The organism is Neisseria mucosa (assembly GCA_003028315.1).
Lineage (GTDB): Bacteria > Pseudomonadota > Gammaproteobacteria > Burkholderiales > Neisseriaceae > Neisseria > Neisseria mucosa.
On sequence record CP028150.1, the window covers coordinates 1,923,070 to 1,941,350 of the forward strand.

The 18,281-nt window shown below is 51.1% G+C and carries 16 protein-coding genes, 3 tRNA genes and 3 pseudogenes; 12 read left to right on the forward strand and 10 right to left on the reverse strand.

What is annotated here, in order from left to right:
- Positions 1 to 49 precede the first annotated feature (49 nt).
- Positions 50 to 1,639, forward strand: coding sequence for a sensor histidine kinase (locus NM96_09575; protein AVR79549.1), 1,590 nt, complete (start codon positions 50 to 52; stop codon positions 1,637 to 1,639).
- The gene (locus NM96_09580) at positions 1,632 to 3,236 is read left to right on the forward strand and encodes a sigma-54-dependent Fis family transcriptional regulator (GenBank protein AVR79550.1); all 1,605 of its coding nucleotides are present in this window, start codon (positions 1,632 to 1,634) and stop codon (positions 3,234 to 3,236) included. Before NM96_09575 ends, NM96_09580 begins: the two co-directional genes overlap by 8 nt.
- A gap of 231 nt (positions 3,237 to 3,467) precedes the next feature.
- Here the strand turns inward: NM96_09580 and NM96_09585 are convergent, their stop codons facing one another.
- On the reverse strand, positions 3,468 to 4,070 hold the full coding sequence (locus tag NM96_09585) for a DUF4112 domain-containing protein (GenBank protein ID AVR79551.1): 603 nt from the start codon (positions 4,068 to 4,070) through the stop codon (positions 3,468 to 3,470).
- A 383-nt stretch (positions 4,071 to 4,453) separates the two neighbouring features.
- Here NM96_09585 and NM96_09590 point away from each other — a divergent pair, with 383 nt between their 5' ends.
- Both NM96_09590 and rfbA read left to right on the forward strand, forming a co-directional pair.
- Positions 4,454 to 5,521: a dTDP-glucose 4,6-dehydratase gene (locus NM96_09590; GenBank protein ID AVR79552.1), complete on the forward strand. Its 1,068-nt coding sequence runs from the start codon at positions 4,454 to 4,456 to the stop codon at positions 5,519 to 5,521.
- Positions 5,522 to 5,592: 71 nt separating this feature from the next.
- On the forward strand, positions 5,593 to 6,459 hold the full coding sequence (gene rfbA, locus NM96_09595) for a glucose-1-phosphate thymidylyltransferase (GenBank protein ID AVR79553.1): 867 nt from the start codon (positions 5,593 to 5,595) through the stop codon (positions 6,457 to 6,459).
- Positions 6,460 to 6,611: 152 nt separating this feature from the next.
- On the opposite strand, the gene NM96_09600 is transcribed toward rfbA, so the two are convergent.
- Positions 6,612 to 7,463 carry a bifunctional methylenetetrahydrofolate dehydrogenase/methenyltetrahydrofolate cyclohydrolase FolD gene (locus NM96_09600; protein ID AVR79554.1) on the reverse strand — a complete coding sequence of 284 codons (852 nt, stop codon included), beginning with the start codon at positions 7,461 to 7,463 and terminating at the stop codon, positions 6,612 to 6,614.
- 240 nt (positions 7,464 to 7,703) lie between these two features.
- Between NM96_09600 and NM96_09605 the strand changes: the two genes are divergently transcribed.
- The 3 genes from NM96_09605 to NM96_09615 all read left to right on the forward strand — a co-directional run bounded on the left by NM96_09605 (position 7,704) and on the right by NM96_09615 (position 7,977).
- Positions 7,704 to 7,781, forward strand: a tRNA-Pro gene (locus NM96_09605).
- Positions 7,782 to 7,808: 27 nt separating this feature from the next.
- Positions 7,809 to 7,885 (forward strand) — tRNA-Arg (locus NM96_09610).
- A 16-nt stretch (positions 7,886 to 7,901) separates the two neighbouring features.
- A tRNA-His gene (locus NM96_09615) sits at positions 7,902 to 7,977 on the forward strand.
- Positions 7,978 to 8,187: 210 nt separating this feature from the next.
- On the opposite strand, the gene NM96_09620 is transcribed toward NM96_09615, so the two are convergent.
- Entirely contained in the window at positions 8,188 to 8,436 is a 249-nt protein-coding gene (locus NM96_09620; GenBank protein AVR79555.1) for a GlsB/YeaQ/YmgE family stress response membrane protein, read from the reverse strand.
- Between the two features lie 202 nt (positions 8,437 to 8,638).
- Here NM96_09620 and NM96_09625 point away from each other — a divergent pair, with 202 nt between their 5' ends.
- Positions 8,639 to 9,172, forward strand: coding sequence for an isochorismatase (locus tag NM96_09625; GenBank protein ID AVR79556.1), 534 nt, complete (start codon positions 8,639 to 8,641; stop codon positions 9,170 to 9,172).
- 18 nt (positions 9,173 to 9,190) lie between these two features.
- Entirely contained in the window at positions 9,191 to 9,688 is a 498-nt protein-coding gene (locus NM96_09630) for an N-acetyltransferase (GenBank protein ID AVR79557.1), read from the forward strand.
- 83 nt (positions 9,689 to 9,771) lie between these two features.
- On the opposite strand, the gene NM96_09635 is transcribed toward NM96_09630, so the two are convergent.
- The 3 genes from NM96_09635 to dapD form a co-directional block, all read right to left on the reverse strand.
- Positions 9,772 to 10,188, reverse strand: coding sequence for a ClpXP protease specificity-enhancing factor (locus tag NM96_09635; protein AVR79558.1), 417 nt, complete (start codon positions 10,186 to 10,188; stop codon positions 9,772 to 9,774).
- A gap of 19 nt (positions 10,189 to 10,207) precedes the next feature.
- Entirely contained in the window at positions 10,208 to 10,813 is a 606-nt protein-coding gene (locus tag NM96_09640) for a stringent starvation protein A (GenBank protein ID AVR79559.1), read from the reverse strand.
- A gap of 322 nt (positions 10,814 to 11,135) precedes the next feature.
- Positions 11,136 to 11,957 (reverse strand): 2,3,4,5-tetrahydropyridine-2,6-dicarboxylate N-succinyltransferase, encoded by an 822-nt coding sequence (gene dapD, locus NM96_09645; protein ID AVR79560.1) that lies wholly within the window; start codon positions 11,955 to 11,957, stop codon positions 11,136 to 11,138.
- Between the two features lie 259 nt (positions 11,958 to 12,216).
- Between dapD and NM96_09650 the strand changes: the two genes are divergently transcribed.
- The 3 genes and pseudogenes from NM96_09650 (at position 12,217) to NM96_09660 (ending at position 15,687) form a co-directional block, all read left to right on the forward strand.
- Positions 12,217 to 14,907 (forward strand): bifunctional [glutamate--ammonia ligase]-adenylyl-L-tyrosine phosphorylase/[glutamate--ammonia-ligase] adenylyltransferase, encoded by a 2,691-nt coding sequence (locus tag NM96_09650; GenBank protein AVR79561.1) that lies wholly within the window; start codon positions 12,217 to 12,219, stop codon positions 14,905 to 14,907.
- A 93-nt stretch (positions 14,908 to 15,000) separates the two neighbouring features.
- Entirely contained in the window at positions 15,001 to 15,513 is a 513-nt protein-coding gene (locus NM96_09655) for an SH3 domain-containing protein (GenBank protein ID AVR79562.1), read from the forward strand.
- A gap of 76 nt (positions 15,514 to 15,589) precedes the next feature.
- A pseudogene (locus NM96_09660) lies at positions 15,590 to 15,687 on the forward strand (transposase).
- Here the strand turns inward: NM96_09660 and NM96_09665 are convergent.
- The 4 genes and pseudogenes from NM96_09665 to NM96_09680 form a co-directional block, all read right to left on the reverse strand.
- Positions 15,683 to 15,859: pseudogene (locus NM96_09665) on the reverse strand (IS630 family transposase). The pseudogenes NM96_09660 and NM96_09665 overlap by 5 nt on opposite strands.
- A 5-nt stretch (positions 15,860 to 15,864) precedes the next feature.
- A protein-coding gene (locus NM96_09670; protein ID AVR79563.1) for an IS5/IS1182 family transposase occupies positions 15,865 to 16,657 on the reverse strand; the annotation gives its coding sequence in 2 pieces (ribosomal slippage) (positions 15,865 to 16,393 and positions 16,392 to 16,657; 795 coding nt in all).
- Between the two features lie 334 nt (positions 16,658 to 16,991).
- Positions 16,992 to 17,303 (reverse strand): hypothetical protein, encoded by a 312-nt coding sequence (locus NM96_09675; protein ID AVR79564.1) that lies wholly within the window; start codon positions 17,301 to 17,303, stop codon positions 16,992 to 16,994.
- An 85-nt stretch (positions 17,304 to 17,388) separates the two neighbouring features.
- Positions 17,389 to 18,261: pseudogene (locus NM96_09680) on the reverse strand (IS5/IS1182 family transposase).
- Positions 18,262 to 18,281 lie beyond the last annotated feature (20 nt).

Consider the following 18,281-nt stretch of genomic DNA (forward strand, 5'->3'; position numbering starts at 1 on the left):
TCAAAACAGGTACTAATAATGATAAAAATAAACAAAAAGGGTTGCGGATATGAGTAAGTCCGGCTTTCAGGAACTGGGAAACCTGAGCGAGCGGATACCCGGTTTAATCAATATTGCCCGCATTGCCATCGTGCTGCCGCTGTTGGTTATGCATGCTTTCGGCGTTTACAGCAATGGCACCCATATCGGCATGTCATTCCCCCCCGTCGAATTTTACAGCTGGGCAGCGCTGTATTCTTTCCTCATCTTGTTATCCGTCGCCCGTCCGGACTGGCAATGGCAGACTTTGGATTTGCCCAATGCCAGCGCAGTCGTCGATATTTCGATGATGATGATACTGGTGTATATCGCCGGCGGAGTCGATTCGGGCTTCGGCATCCTTGTCCTTCCTTTCGTCGCGACGTCCTGCCTCCTCAGCTACGGGCATTACCCCATGCTGTACGCGGGCTACGCGTCCATGCTGTTCTTCTTCAATCTGCTGCTCGACGGCAGCATCCGCCTGCATCCGTTTGATTGGGATACGCAGCCCCTGATTACTACGGTCCTGCTCTGCGGCGCGTGTTACCTCGTTGCCATGTTGACTTCGTTCGCCGCCCGCTATTTGGAGCAAGCGACCGAATCTGCCAGCCGCCATCAGCTTGCCTACCGCCGCATCAGCGGGTTGAACCGCCTCGTTCTCAACCGCGTGCAGGAAGCCGTTATCGTTATCGACAGCACCCAGCGCGTCTGGCTTTTCAACAAACAGGCAAAAACCTATTTCCCCGGTTTGGTGGTTGACCAGCAGGAAGTCGTGTTCGGCGAATTGGTTACACGCTGGCAATATCATCCCGACAAACCGTTTGAAACCGATATCCACATCTTCCAACACGCCATGCACGTCCGCGCCGTCCCGCTGATTCAGGAACAGACGGAACTGCTCATGCTGTATGTCCGTTCGCTGCGCGAAGTCGCGGCAGAGGCCATGTCCACCAAGCTTACTTCGCTCGGACAGCTTACCGCGAACCTCGCCCACGAAATCCGCAATCCGATGTCCGCCATCCGTCACGCCAGCGATTTGCTGCAAGAAAGTGATGACGATGCCGAACCCGATCCCGTTAAAGCCAAGCTTTGCGGCATCATCGACAGCAACATCCAGCGCATCGACAAAATGTTGGAAGATATCTCCCTGCTCAACAAACGCGACAATATCAGCCGCGAGCCGATCAACCTGATGAAATTCTGGCTCGACTTCAAACAAGAGTTCACGCTCAACAATTCCGAAGCCATCGGCTGCCTGCGCATGAACATGGACGGCAACAACCTTACCGTCCTCGCTGATGTGATGCACATCCAACAAATCATGTGGAACCTCTGCAATAACGCGTGGCGGCACAGCCGTCAGGACGAGAACGCGATTACCGTCCTGATCCGCCCCAGCGGCAGGATGCACATTTCCATCGTCGTTGCCGATAACGGCAAAGGCATTTCGCCCGAAGTCCGCAACCATCTCTTCGAGCCGTTCTACACCACTGAAAAACAAGGTACGGGATTGGGATTGTACGTTGCCCGCGAACTGGCACACGCCAATATGGGTCAACTCCATTACCACCCCGAAATGAACGGATTCGAACTGATTTTACCGAGAGAACACAATGAGTAAGCTGCAAGACCCAGTATTGGTCGTCGACGACGAGGCCGACATCCGTGACTTGATGGAAATGACGCTGATGAAGATGGGGTTGCGCGTGCAGACCGCCGTCGGCGTAGAAGATGCCAAAGACAAACTCGACAACAACGACTATTCCCTCGTCTTGACCGATATGCGGATGCCCGACGGCTCCGGCCTCGAAGTCGTCCAATACATAGACGAACTCATGCTCGACACCCCTGTCGCCGTCATTACCGCTTTCGGTAATGCCGACCAAGCGGTTGAAGCGCTTAATGCGGGCGCGTTCGACTACCTGCAAAAGCCGATTACCCTTTCCCAACTGCGTTCGCTGGTTAAATCCGCCGTCTCTGTTTCCAACAGCACCGACGAAATTGCCCAGCCGCCAACCGAAAAACCGTCCGCGCCCGTCGCTGCCGCATTCAACAAGCCCAAAACTCCGCCCAAGCCGCCCAAACGCGACTTGAGCGGTTCTGTCTCCGTGCCCGAAAGCCTGCGTTCCATGAAAGAACGCTTTGCCACCGGCGAAATCGCCATGCGTGCGAACGAAGACGTGCCTGAATTGGGCGGCGAAGAAGATATGCCGCGGCTGCTCGGCAATTCGCCCCAAATGGTCGAAGTCCGCCACCTGATCCGCCGCCTCGCCCGCAGCGGCGTGCCCGTTTATATTTCCGGCGAATCGGGTACCGGTAAAGAACAGGCGGCGCGTACCATCCACGAATTGTCCGATCGCGCCGACAAGCCTTTTATCGCGGTCAACTGTGGCGCGATTCCTGAAAATCTGATGGAAAGCGAATTCTTCGGCTACAAAAAAGGCAGCTTTACCGGCGCCGACCAAGACCGTCTCGGCTTCTTCCAACACGCCGACGGCGGCACGCTGTTCCTCGACGAAGTTGCCGACTTGCCGCTTGCCATGCAGGTCAAACTCCTGCGCGCCATCCAAGAAAAAGCCGTGCGCCGCATCGGTGATGCCCGCGAAACTTTCGTTGATGTCCGCATCATCTGCGCCACCCACAAAAACCTCGAAGCCCTTGTTGACAGCGGTGCATTCCGTCAAGACTTATATTACCGCCTCAACGTCGTTACCCTGCATATGCCGCCCCTGCGCGAAATGCGTGAAGACTTGGGGGCGCTGATTCTGTACCTGCTCTATAAACACCGCCACGGTACACAAACCTACAAACTCAGTCCCAAAGCGCAAGAAGCCCTGCTGCATTACAGCTATCCCGGTAACTTCCGCGAACTCGAAAACATCCTCGAACGCGCCGTCGCCCTGACTGTCGGACAAGTTATCCAGTTGGATGATTTGCAAATCCAAAACACGACGGCGCCCAAAAACGACCATCCAAACCTCAGCCTTGACGACATCGCCGATTCCGAAACACGAAAAGGTGAAACGTTGGATCACCAACCGCTTCCGCCGTTTGACCCGCGCACCATGCAGATTCAAGATTACCTTGACCAAATCGAGCGCGGCATTATCGAACAAGCGTTGCAGCAAACCCGTTACAACCGCACTCAGGCTGCCAAGCTTTTGGGCATCAGCTTCCGTTCCATGCGCTACCGTATGGAACGTTTGGACATCAATTAAATCGGTGCTTTGCCATTGCCTGCACGTTTAGGAAGCAAAACCTAAACGTATGTTTTAGATATAGCAGGTTAAGTTTAAATTAGGGCAAAATCGCGGATAGTATAGACAGTAGGAAACCAGTCAACTTGGTACGCTCATACTTAGAGAGCCATTCTCTCTATACTGAGACATTGCAACACAATATTGATTTAAACTTAACCTGCTATATATCTCCATTCAAATCACAAACATTCAAAACCAACCGGCAACAGCGTGAAACAGATAAGCCATACCGCTCCATGCCCATTTACTTACTGCAACCGTTATCCAACCCATCAAAACCAACACAATCAAACCAAAAAAATCAGGCATATGCAGATAAAACCAAGCCGCAACAGGTTTGCGCCAAAAGTCTGATTTTTGTTGTTTCTTCTCCAAAGCCGCGTGCATAAACGGACGCTCCAAATGTATGTCGTAGTCGATGCCATACTCACTGCGCACATGTTCATTGATGACTTTCAAAGTACGGCGGCTTGGTTGCAAGAAAATATCGATAAGCGTACCGACAACAGGAATCATGCCAAGCACCATATCGACAAAAGCAAGATATACGGCAGGACGCATTTTATGTTCTGGCACGCCCAACTCCCGCCCCATTCGAAAAGCCTTCATCGTCAACAAAAGCCCGGCAATATCCCCGACAAAAGGAATCAGCGACAATATGGCATCAACGCCGATTCCTTGTTTGGTAAAAGGAATGCAAAACAAACTATCCATAGTATTGGCATATTTAGCCAACTCGCGCTCACGCCGGATGATTTCCTGACGCTCATAAGGTACAGGTGTGTGTTTCATAATGATTTTATTGTAGTGGATTGATAAAAGGGTTTTGAAACAAAATTTATTTTAATAATTTCTTCTTCGATATTGCCAATAGCATTTTATACAAATTTTCATTCAGGGACGATGCAAAATTCGATTATCTTTTAAGGGGGTAATCTGATTGCAGATTTAAGATGGCAGGACTGTTGAGATTCATACTGCTGAAATTAAATTATAGTAAAACGTTTAAGATACGCCAAAATAATCATAGAAAATATATTCATGATATTCTTAGAGTTAAATGAGATGATCTACCGAAATATCAAAATAATGCCGTGATATTAATTGACACCCAAGATACAAAAAATATATATACAGTTATAATTCAAAGCTGTACTGTATCTCAGACCCATCCCATGAAAAAAATCCTCGTTACCGGCGGTGCGGGCTTTATCGGCTCGGCAGTTGTCCGCCACATCATCCAAAATACCCAAGATTCCGTCACCAACCTCGACAAATTAACTTACGCGGGCAATCTCGAATCTCTGACCGATGTAGCCGACAGTCCCCGTTACGCTTTTGAGAAAGTGGACATTTGTGATCGTGCCGAACTTGACCGCGTGTTTGCACAACACCAGCCCGATGCCGTGATGCACTTGGCAGCGGAAAGTCATGTTGACCGCTCTATCGATTCAGCAGGCGAATTCATCCAAACCAACATCGTCGGCACGTTCAACCTGCTTGAAGCTGCGCGTGCCTATTGGCAGCAAATGTCGTCTGAAAAACAGGCGGCGTTCCGTTTCCACCATATTTCCACCGACGAAGTCTATGGTGATTTGCACGGCACGGACGATTTGTTTACCGAAACCACGCCCTACGCCCCGTCCAGCCCCTACTCTGCCTCCAAGGCATCCAGCGACCACCTTGTGCGTGCATGGCTGCGCACCTACGGTCTGCCGACCATCGTAACCAACTGTTCGAACAACTACGGTCCGTACCACTTCCCTGAAAAACTCATTCCATTGATGATTCTGAACGCGCTCGACGGCAAACCATTGCCCGTGTACGGCGACGGAATGCAAATCCGCGACTGGCTGTTTGTCGAAGACCACGCCCGCGCGCTGTATCAGGTTGTTACCGAAGGCGTCGTCGGCGAAACCTACAATATCGGCGGACACAATGAAAAAGCCAATATCGAAGTGGTTAAAACCATCTGCGCCCTACTGGAAGAACTCGTTCCCGAAAAACCTGCCGGCGTGGCGCGCTACGAAGACTTGATTACCTTCGTGCAAGACCGCCCCGGTCATGACGTGCGCTACGCCATCGATGCCGCCAAAATCGGCAGGGAACTGGGCTGGAAACCGCAGGAAACGTTCGAATCCGGCATCCGCAAAACAGTGCAATGGTATTTGGACAACAAAACCTGGTGGCAAAATGTACTGAACGGCAGCTACCGTTTGGAACGCTTAGGAACAGGAAAATAAGTTTTCAGACGACCTTCTCAGTCAGAGAGGTCGTCTGAAAATCAAAAAACACACCCCTTCAGGAGAAACTTATGAAAGGCATCATCCTTGCCGGCGGCAGCGGCACGCGCCTCTACCCCATCACGCGCGGCGTATCCAAACAGCTCCTGCCCGTGTACGACAAACCCATGATTTACTATCCCCTGTCCGTATTGATGCTGGCGGGAATACGCGAAATCTTGGTCATCACCACCCCTGAAGACAATCCCTCTTTCAGACGACTGCTCGGCGACGGCAGCGATTTCGGCATCTCCATCAGCTACGCCGAACAACCCAGCCCCGACGGCTTGGCGCAAGCATTCATCATCGGCGAAGAGTTTATCGGCAACGACAACGTCTGCTTGGTCTTGGGCGACAATATTTTCTACGGCCAATCGTTTACCCAAACCCTGAAACAAGCCGCCTCCAAAAAACACGGCGCCACCGTGTTCGGCTACCAAGTCAAAGACCCCGAACGTTTCGGCGTCGTTGAATTTGACGAAAACTTCAACGCCTTATCCATCGAAGAAAAACCGAAACAACCCAAATCCGACTGGGCGGTAACGGGCTTATATTTCTACGACAACCGCGTCGTCGAGTTTGCCAAACAAGTCAAACCCTCCGCACGCGGCGAACTCGAAATCAGCACACTCAACCAAATGTATATTGACGACGGTTCATTGTCCGTCCAGCTTTTGGGGCGCGGCTTTGCATGGTTGGACACCGGTACGCACGAAAGCCTGCACGAAGCCGCTTCATTCGTCCAAACCGTGCAAAACATCCAAGACCTACAAGTCGCCTGCCTCGAAGAAATCGCTTGGCGCAACGGCTGGCTTTCAGACGAGCGCTTGGAAGAACTCGCCCGCCCGATGGCAAAAAACCAATACGGTCAATATCTGCTGCACCTGTTGAAAAAATAAAAAAAGGTCGTCTGAAATCGTAAGGGACAATCATGTACCGACTGATTTCAGACAACCTTTACCACGACATCAAAAAGCCAAGCCGGAACACGCGGGATACCGTATCCCTCCCGTGTATTCCGGCTCGGCTTTTCCATAACAATTTATATCATTCAGTCATGCAGTGCAGCCGCGTGCAAGGTATTTTCCAAAAGCGTCGCAATCGTCATCGGGCCGACGCCGCCGGGAACAGGGGTAATCATGCCAGCCCGTTCTTTTGCCACATCAAACTCCACATCACCGCACAAACTGCCATCTTCCAAACGGTTGATACCGACATCAATCACAACCGCACCGGGCTTAATCCAACTGCCTTTAACAAAATTCGGGATACCCACACCGACGACCAAAATATCCGCCGCAGCCACTTCATCAGCAAGATTTTGCGTCGCACTGTGGCATACCGTTACCGTCGCACGTGCCAACAATAGTTCCAAAGCCTGGGGTCTGCCTACAATATTTGAAGCGCCGACAACAACCGCTTTTTTCCCTTTTGGATCGACCCCGTATTCTTCCAAAAGCGTCATTACGCCTTTGGGCGTACATGGCCGCATCAGCGGCATTTTCACCACCAGCCGTCCTATATTGTAAGGATGGAAGCCGTCCACATCCTTATGTGGAACAATATTTTCTAGAACGGCCTGACTGTCGATATGTACCGGCAACGGAAGCTGCACCAAAATACCGTCCACAGCATCATCTTCATTTAATCGCCCGACCAAATCCAACAACTCTTCTTGGGAAGTCGATTCGGGCAGCTCATAAGACAAAGAACGGATACCGCATTTTTCGCAAGCCAGCTTTTTATTGCGGACATATACCGCACTGGCAGGATCATTACCCACCAAAATGACCGCCAAACAAGGTTCGCGCAAACCATCTTCCTGACGCTTTACCACCGCTTCGGTAACTTTTGTCAGTCTTTTGACCGACACCTCTTTACCGTTGATTAATTGTGCAGCCATAAACCTTCCTTCCCAATCAAAATGAACAATATCGGCGATTATCGCATTTTTAAACCGGTTTGACACATCCCGTAAAACCACATTCCTGCACATTCAAACTCATATTCTCATTCTATTCCCTGGCATACTCATAAAAATAAATCTTAATAAAAAATAAAAAGATAGGACAAGAAATAAAAACAAACTTAAAAATACAGTTGACCTTTTACAAACCTATCTGTATAGTTTCACTCTTCAAGTCGGGGCGTAGCGCAGCCCGGTTAGCGCATCTGCTTTGGGAGCAGAGGGTCGTGAGTTCGAATCCCACCGCCCCGACCAATAATGCTTTAGCACGAATCGGCATGAGCGCCCGTAGCTCAACCGGATAGAGCACCGACCTTCTAAGTCGGGGGTTACAGGTTCGATTCCTGTCGGGCGTGCCAAAATTTTAGTTTTACGGTGGCTGTAGCTCAGTTGGTAGAGCCCTGGATTGTGATTCCAGTTGTCGTGGGTTCGAGCCCCATCAGCCACCCCAAAATAAAAGACCTGCATAAAATATGCAGGTCTTTTACTTTTTATATTGTTCCATTATCTATACCCCCATTTTTCTTTCAAATATATAAAGTTCAAACCAAAAAGCCCAAGCTGCCGTTCCCGCTTGTACGGGAAATAACAACATGGGCTTTTCCATTTCAATCCTAAATGCAGACCGATATTCCGGCCTGCTTTAATCATCTATATCAGATTAGCGGTTTTTCAAAAACCGTGTATAAACCGCCAAAATGATTACGGCGAAAATGGTTGAGGCAATCCATCCGGCAGGTTCACCCACGTGATACCAACCTAATTTTTGCCCCACAAATCCTGCCAACGCCGACCCACCAATACCCAACAGAGTCGTCATAATGAATCCGAAATTTTCCTTACCCGGATGCAGGAATTTTGCCAAAGCACCAACGATGAAACCGATAATAATCGTAACGATCCATCCCATAGTATTACCTCCGTGTGATATGTAAGTTGTTTTAATTGGCTCTTCTTAGAAAAGCCTTTGTATAATACAGAACAGTTTGACCGACCGTCTTACCTTTCCCACTTGTTTTTCTTAAAATAAACAGACTTTAAGTACTTTTACCGTTTTGATGCAGCATATACACAAATAACCTCTTTCCTAGGTCGTCTGAAAGGAAATCCAAATGAACACGGAAAATACGCTTTGCCTGATTGTCGATATTCAGGAACGCCTGCTGCCCGCATTGCACGGCAGTGAACAAATGGTCGAACATTGCCGCATCCTGCTGCAAGGCTTGTCGGCTCTAAACATACCGTTTACAGCAACGGAACAATATCCGAAGGGTTTGGGTAAAACGACTCCCGCCATATCCCTGCTTCTGCACAATACGCCGATATTTGAAAAGACCCGTTTTTCCGCCGCATCACCCGAAGTCATGGCGATTCTGAAAGAGAAACAAATCGAAAACATCATCTTAATCGGTGCGGAAGCGCACATCTGTATGCTTCAGACGACCTTGGACTTGCTCAAGCACAATATCCGCGTCCACATTCCTTACGAATGCACCACCTCCAGAAACGCGCTTAACAAAGACAATGCCTTGCAGCAGATGCTTACTGCCGGAGCCGCCGTATCCAACGTTGAGAGCCTATTATTCAACCTGATGGGTGATGCGAAACATCCTGCCTTTAAAACCATTTCCAAACTCATCCAATAGCCGTCAGGTCGCCTGAAAATGGAATATACGATTACTCTAGCGAAAACAGAAGACTTGCCCGACATTGTCGAAATCTACAACAGTACGATTGAAGCGCGCCAATCTACCGCCGATTTATCGCCCGTCAGCATCGAAACCCGCAAGCCTTGGTTTGAAGCACATTCCGGCAAACGTCCGCTTTATGTCTTGAAAAACCATAGCGGCGAATTGCTGGCATGGGGCAGCTTCAGCGATTATTATCCGCGCCACGCGTATCACATCAGTGCGGAAATCAGTATTTATGTCCGACACAATATGCGCGGGGTCGGCGTGGGTAAAATCCTGCTGCGCAATATGTTGGAGCGCGCGCCCTCCTTGGGTATTAAAAATGTTTTGGCCGTGATTTTCGGACACAACCACCCCAGCCTGCATCTTTTCCACTCGTTCGGTTTTCAAGAATGGGGCAGATTGCCCGCAGTGTGCGATTTGGAAACATTTGAAGCGGATGTGGTTATCTTGGGCAAACGGATAACGTAATTTCCTCTAAAGAACCCAACCTGAAAGATCATGCATATGAGTAAAAAGGTCGTCTGAAATCTACTTTCAGACGACCTTTCATTTTATTTGACGAACTTCAATACCTTGCCTGACTTGGCGGGCTCTCCGTCAGTTGGCTTATCTGCCGCCAGCTCCTGCTGCGCCTCCTTACCGGAAGCATCCGCCTCGTAAGGCTCGACTTCGAACCCCATCCCCTCCCCGCTTTCGCGTGAAAAGATGCTTATGACATGACCAACGGGAATCCAAATATCGTGCGCCACGCCGCCGAAACGGGCGGAAAAGCTGATCCAATCGTTATCGATATTCAGATTATGGCTGGCGGCCGGGCCGATATTCAGTACAATTTCATTGTCGCGGACATATTGCATGGGTACGCGGGTATGTTCGTTAACCCAAACGACCAGATGCGGCGTTTGGCTATTATCGATACACCATTCATATAAGGCACGAAGCAGATAGGGCTTGGTCGAAGTCGTCATGGTATCTCCTTTCGGAAGCTTATCGGCGCATGGCTTTTTCGGCGGGCGTCAGTGCTTCGATGAAAGCCTCGCGTTGGAAAATGCGCTCGGCGTATTTCAACAAAGGTGCGGCGGATTTGCCGAGTTTGATGTCGTAATGATCAAGCCGCCACAACAAAGGAGACAGCGCTACGTCAATCATAGAAAAATCTTCGCCGAGGATGTATTTGCTCTTCGCAAAAGCAGGAGCCAGCATTGTCAGCCCGTTACCGATGGCTTCGCGCGCTTTAGCCTGTTCTTTGTTGGTCGCGTTGGGGTTTTCCAAAACATGGACGAAGTTGAACAATTCTTTTTCCATGCGGAACAACACCAAACGCCCGCGTCCGCGCATCACGGGATCGCCGGGCATCAGTTGCGGATGCGGGAAACGTTCGTCGATATATTCGTTGATGATGTTGGACTCGTGCAAGATGAGGTCGCGTTCAACCAAAACAGGCACTTGATTGTACGGATTCATTACGGCAAGGTCTTCGGGCTTGTTGAAAATATCGACATCTTTGATTTCAAAATCCATGCCTTTTTCGTACAACACGAAACGGCAGCGTTGGCTGAACGGGCAGGTAATGCCTGAATATAAGGTCATCATGGTAATTGGGCTCCTGTATCCGGTTTCAGACGGCATGCGTCTGATACGACCGTTAAACAAATTAATCGCAGAATTATACGCGATTGCATACAACAATTCTAGAAAAACAGGATAATATATTGTTTTAAATTATATTTTTCGACTTCTCTATCTTAAGTCATACAACGCAATATCGCTGCATACCGTAAATAAAGAGGTCGTCTGAAAACCCGAAATCCGGTTTTTCAGACGACCTTTTTCTATTCAAACAGGGAAACCGTTTGCCTGAAGCCCGTTTATGTTTCGGGCTGTTTCAGACGACCTCCCCTTTTCTGTTCGCCGGTTAAATACCGCGCAGCAATTCGTTGACGCTGGTTTTGGCGCGGGTTTGCGCGTCTACGCGTTTGACGATAACGGCGCAGTAGAGGCTGTGGCTGCCGTCTTTGGAAGGCATACTGCCGGACACGACAACCGAGCCTGCCGGTACGCGGCCTTGGTAGATTTCGCCGGTAGTACGGTCGAAGATTTTGGTGGATTGTCCGATGAACACGCCCATGGAAATCACACTGCCTTCTTCGACAATCACGCCTTCGACGATTTCGGAACGCGCGCCGATGAAGCAGTTGTCTTCAATGATGGTCGGGCTGGCTTGCAGGGGTTCGAGTACGCCGCCGATGCCGACGCCACCGCTCAAGTGGACGTTTTTACCGATTTGGGCGCAAGAGCCGACGGTCGCCCAAGTATCGACCATTGCGCCTTCGTCAACGTATGCGCCGATGTTGACATAAGACGGCATCAGGACGACGTTTTTGGCAACAAAGCTGCCGCGGCGCGCAACGGCACCGGGTACGGCGCGGAAACCGGCGGCGCGGAATTCGTCTTCAGACCAGTCGGCAAACTTGGTCGGCACTTTGTCGAAGTATTTGTTTACGCCGTCGTTGAGGACTTCGTTGTCTTGGATGCGGAACGACAACAACACGGCTTTTTTCGCCCATTCGTTGACTTTCCATTCGCCCACGCCCAAGCGTTCGGCGACGCGCAATTTGCCTGAATCGAGTTGGCGGATGGTTTCCAACACGGCTTCTTTGACTTCGGGGGTAACGGTGGTCGGGGTGATGTCCGCACGGTTTTCAAAGGCGGTTTCAATGATGTTTTGCAAAGACATGGGGATTCCTTTTGAAGAGGGTAAAAGGTCGTCTGAAAAATTCGGATGACCTGCAAACAGGCGGTATTTTGCCATGTAAACGCTTTGCCGTCAGCTTTTGCAAAGGTCGTCTGAAAGGTGTTTTACTGTTTCAGACGACCTCCAAGATTGCTATGATATAGTGGCTTGACTTTAAACCAGTACGGCATTGCCTCGCTTTGTCCTGATTTAAAGTGAATCCACTATCCCACTCCCGTCATCCTTCCAAACGGAATCCAAAATGTCCGACAACCGCCTTGACACCGCCCGCCGCCATTCCCTGTTCCTCGCCCGCCAACTCGACAACGGCAAACTCAAGCCCGAAATTTTCCTGCCCATGCTGGATAGAGTTTTGACCGAAGCGGATTTCCAAGCCTTTGCCGACTGGGACAAAATCCGCGCGGAAGAAAACGAGGAAGAATTGGCGCGGCAGTTGCGCGAGTTGCGCCGTTATGTGGTGTCGCAGATTATCGTGCGCGATATAAACCGCATTAGCGATTTGAACGAAGTAACCCGCACGATTACGCTGTTTGCCGATTTTGCCGTCAATACCGCGCTGGATTTTGCCTACGCCTATTATCGGGATATGTACGGCACGCCGATCGGGCGTTATACCAAATCGCCGCAGCATTTGAGCGTGGTGGCGATGGGCAAGGCGGGCGGCTATGAGTTGAACGTGTCTTCCGACATCGATTTGATTTTCGTCTATCCCGAATCGGGCGACACCGACGGTAGGCGCGAACGGGGCAATCAGGAGTTTTTCACCAAAGTCGGACAGAAACTGATTGCGCTGCTGAACGACATCACCGCCGACGGGCAGGTGTTCCGCGTCGATATGCGGCTGCGGCCGGACGGCGATTCGGGCGCGCTGGTATTGAGCGAAACCGCGCTGGAGCAATACCTGATTACGCAGGGGCGCGAATGGGAACGCTATGCGTGGTGCAAAGGCCGCGTGGTTACGCCGTATCCGAACGACATCAAATCGCTGGTGCGCCCCTTCGTGTTCCGCAAATATCTGGATTACAGCGCGTATGAGGCGATGCGTAACCTGCACCGCCAAATCCGCAGCGAAGTCAGCAAAAAAGGCATGGCGGACAACATCAAACTCGGCGCAGGCGGCATCCGCGAAGTCGAATTTATCGCCCAGATTTTTCAAATGATACGCGGCGGGCAAATGCGCGCGCTGCAACTGAAAGGCACGCAGGAAACGCTGAAGAAGCTTGCCGAGCTGGACATCATGCCGTCTGAAAACGTCGAAACCCTGCTCGCCGCCTACCGCTTCCTGCGCGACGTCGAACACCGCCTGCAATACTGGGACGACCAGCAAACCCAAACCCTGCCCGCCTCGCCCGAACAGCAGCAACTGCTTGCCGAAAGTATGGGTTTCGACAGCTACACCGCCTTTTCAGACGACCTCAACGCCCACCGCGCCAAGGTCAATCAGTTGTTCAACGAAATTTTGAGCGAACCCGAAGAGCAAACACAGGACAACAGCGAATGGCAATGGGCGTGGCAGGACAAGCCCGACGAAGAAGAGCGGCAAGGTCGTCTGAAAGAACACGGGTTCGATGCCGAAACCATCGCCGCAAGGCTAGACCAAATCCGGCACGGCCATAAATACCGCCACCTCTCCGCACACGCCCAGCCGCGTTTTGACGCCATCGTGCCGCTGTTCGTACAGGCGGCGGCCGAGCAACCCAACCCGACCGATACGCTGATGCGGCTGTTTGACTTCCTCGAAAACATCAGCCGCCGATCCGCCTATCTCGCCTTCCTTAACGAACATCCGCAGACCTTGGCGCAACTGGCGCAGATTATGAGCCAAAGCTCATGGGTGGCGGCGTATCTGAGCAAATATCCGATTCTGCTGGACGAACTCATCAGCGCGCAGCTTTTGGATACCACTTTCGACTGGCAAGCCCTCGCCGCCGCCCTTTCAGACGACCTCAAAGCCTGCGGCGGCGACACCGAAGCGCAAATGGACACCCTGCGCCGCTTCCAGCACGCCCAAGTCTTCCGCCTCGCCGTCCAAGACCTCGCCGGACTGTGGACGGTAGAATCCCTCTCCGACCAACTCTCCGCCCTCGCCGACACCATCCTCGCCGCAGCCCTGCCGTGCGCGTGGGCGGACATGCCTAAAAAACACCGCGACACACCGCAATTCGCCGTCGTCGGCTACGGCAAACTCGGCGGCAAAGAACTCGGCTACGCCTCCGACCTCGACCTCGTCTATCTCTACGACGATCCCCATCCCGACGCAGGCTACGTGTACAGCCGCCTCGCCCGCCGCCTGACCAACTGGCTTTCCGCCGCCACCGGCGCAGGCAGCCTCTACGAAACCGACCTGCGCCTGCGCCCCAACGGCGACGCCGGCTTCCTCGCCCACAGTATCGCCGCCTTCGAAAAATACCAGCGCGAAAACGCCTGGACGTGGGAACACCAGTCCCTCACCCGCGCCCGCTTCATCTGCGGCACACCCGAAATTCAGACGGCCTTCGACCGCATCCGCACCGAAATCCTCACCGCCGAGCGCGACCAAACCGCCTTGGCAGGCGAAATCATCGAAATGCGCGAAAAAATGTTCCCCACCCATCCGCCTGCCGACAGCAACGTCAAATACGCACGCGGCGGCGTGGTCGACGTCGAATTTATCGTCCAATACCTCATCCTTGCCCATGCCCGAAAATATCCGCAACTCCTCGACAACTACGGCAACATCGCCCTCTTGAACATTGCCGCCGACTGCGGCCTCATCGACAAAACCCTCGCCGAACAAAGCCGCACCGCCTACCGCTTCTACCGCCAGCAGCAACACAACACCAAACTGCGCGACGCGGAAAAAACCGAAGTAACCGACGAATTACTGGCACATTACGGCAATGTCAGGAAATTGTGGAAGGAAGTGTTCGTGGAGGAAATAGAATTAGGGTAAACTAGGCATCGTATTTTAACCGTACTATGCCCGCTCATAAGCCCACCTTACGGAGACAACACACTTACTCCAACCCAAAAAGAAAGACCAAGCATGCAAAAATTGGCAGTATTCTTAACCGTTTTATTATTAGCCACCGTAACCCAAGCCGCTGATTACTTTTTGCCTCATACCGAATGCGATGGCTCTGCAAACGTTCGTGTTGCTCCTGATACACGCAGCAAAATCATGACGGTACTGAATTATGAAAGCAGAAAACACAAAATACTCAGGAAACAGGGTAAATGGTTTCATATTCAATTAGATGGGATCCGTACAGGCTACGTCCATCAAAGCCAAGGTTTTATCGTGCACAATTATGTTGTAGCCAGTCCGGACGGATCGGCAAACGTCCGTAACAACAGCTACCCCGAAGAACCGATCAGCCAAGGCGAAATCATCAAAACACTCCCAAACGGAACGCGTGTACAGATTGCCCCAACTTTCAGAAAAGGCGACTGGTTGTGGTACAGCAATCAGGGGGCTTACACAGAAAAAAACGAAGACGGTAACAATGTATCAATTCAAGGATATATCCACAAAAGCCAGCTAAAACGTATAGATTAATCGTTCCACTCGCGACAATCAGCCGTAGTATGAGCATCATCCGAGTTACTCTGCCCATAACAGAGCAAAAGGTCGTCTGAAAACCCGATGTAGGTTTGAACTGCACCCCAAAAGTTGGACACATCCCCTACAACTCACAAGGTGCAGTTTTTTATGACCAAATATATAGTCAATTAAAATCAAAATAGGACAGTAGCGCATCGTCAAATCGGGCGTAATCAGACAATACGGTTCGCAGATACCGCTTAATATTCGCCCACACCTTCTCAATCGGATTGAGCTCAGGTGAATAAGGTGCAAGAGGCAATACCTTATGTCCCAATTTTTCCGCCATTTCCCGTAAGAGCGTGTTCATAGTCTTCGTAGCAGGACTCCCAAGAAAGCCAAAGCTACCATTTGCAGACTGGTACTCAACTTACGCTCGCAGTTTTTCCAAAGCCGCCTGTTCTTTTCCAACCAGGAAAAGCTGCGCTCTACTACCCATCGCTTCGGCAATACTGCAAAACGGTGCAATTCGTTTCGTTTGGCAATCTCTACCTCCGCACCAATCAACTCCTGTACCGACGAAGCAAATGCCTTACCCGTGTAACCACCGTCAGCAAGGATTTTTTGTATCGCACCAAGATTATCCCGCCCACGTTCCAATGCCACCAGGCAGCCTTTTCTATCCGTAACATCCGCCGTCGTTACCGCAAGGGCATGCGGCAAACCTTGCGTGTCAACCGCTATATATCGCTTGATACCGCTAACCTTCTTGTCCGCATCGTAGCCTTTTTCCATGGCGGTATCCGTGTTCTTCACACTCTGCGCATCAATAATCAGGAAAGTAGTTGCTTCATGGCGCCCCTGCTTGCGGCGCTCCGCAACTACCTGATTTTTTTAATGCTTCCTCAAGGATGCTGATGCCACTCTCGCGTGGTTTGGTCCATCTCTGAAAGTAGGAATGCACGGTGCGCCATTTGGGGAAGTCGCCCGGCAAAGCGCGCCAGGAGCAGCCAGTGCGTTGCAGGTAGAGAATGGCACAAAAGACATCGTACAAGTCCACCTGGCGTGGCGCTGTGCGTTTACGGGCACTTTCCAGCAGGGGAAGGAGAGGCGCAAATTGCTCGCGACTGATATCGCTTGGGTAGGTTTTTCTGTTCATGCCGATAGTTTACAGCAGAGGCTGAGACAATGAACACGTTCTAAAATAATCACCGATTTTTGAGTCAATGCGGGCAGTAGGCATTGCTGAAACCACGCTTCAAAAAAGACCCCGGTCATCGTATTTTGATAAACCATCGGAGCAATCAGCCGGTTGCCGACTTGTGCGGACACCAGAGATAAGCGTCGGTATCTTTTTCCACTTATCTGCGCTTTCACTATTTGCCCTCTCAGGCTGCGGGCATAGGGACGGAACAGGTAGCGGTCAAATCCTGTTTCATCCAAATAAACACGTTGGTAGTCGGAAAATTCGGCCAGCTGTGTCAAATAATGCGTTACTTTGGCCGGGTCTTGTTCTTTGTAAGTGGTGGTCCTTTTTTGCGCGTCATCCCCATCTGTTTGAGTGCATAGCAAACGGCGGCTGGCGTACAATCAAAATGTTTGGCGATTTCATGCAGATAGGCATCCGGGTGTTGCTCAACATATTGAGCCAGTTTTTGCCTATCCAATTTGACGGCATTTAGACCGGTGACTTGATGTTTTAGGCTGCCTGTTTGTTTTTTAAGGCGAATCCACAGGTAAAGCGAGACCTTTGCAAAAAAGCCCTTCCCCCAACAGCCGAAACCCAAACACAGGTTTTCGTCTATTTCCGCCCCTAATTGCTCCTGATTTTACCCAAATACCCCCTTAATCCTCCCCGGATACCCGATAATCAGGCATCCGGGCCGCCTTTTAGGCGGCAACAGGCACACTTAGCCTGTTAGCCGCTTTCAACAGGTTCAAACACATCGCCTTCAGATGGCTTTGCGCACTCACTTTACACAGACCAAAATAGGCTGCCCGGGCGTAGCGGAATTTACGGTGCAGCGTACCGAAGCTTTGTTCGACCACATAACGGGTCTTCGACAAATATCGGTTGCGTTTGGTTTGCGCTTCCGTCAGCGGACGGTTGCGGCAGGCTTTGCGCATAATGCCGTCTAACAACTGATGGTCTTCCAGATGTTGCCGGTTTTCCTTACTGTCGTAGCCTTTGTCGGCATAGACGGTCGTACCTTCGGCAATGCCTTCCAACAAAGGGGACAGATGGTTGCACTCATGGGTATTGGCGGGGGTAATGTGCAGTTTCTCGATATAGCCTTCCTCATCGGTACGGGTATGTTGTTTGTAACCGAGTTTGTATAAACCGTTTTTCTTTGTCCAACGGGCATCTTTATCCTTACTCGGTGTGGTTTGGCCGCTGACTTGTCCTTCCTCGTCGACTTCTATGGCCTGACGCTGTTTGCTGCCGGCGGTCTGAATAATGGTGGCGTCAACGACGGCGGCGGATGCCTTCTCTAATTTTAGGTTTTTTTCGGTCAGTTGTCGGTTAATCAGTTCCAGCAATTCGGACAGGGTGTCGTCTTGCGCCAGCCAGTTACGGTAGCGGCATAAGGTGCTGTAATCGGGGATGCTCAGTTCGTCAAAACGGCAAAACAGGTTGAAATCGATGCGGGTGATGAGGCTGTGTTCGAGTTCGGGATCGGAGAGGCTGTGCCATTGTCCGAGCAGGACGGCTTTGAACATGGACAACAGGGGATAGGCGGGACGGCCGCGGTGGTCTCTAAGAACGTGTTCATTGTCTCAGC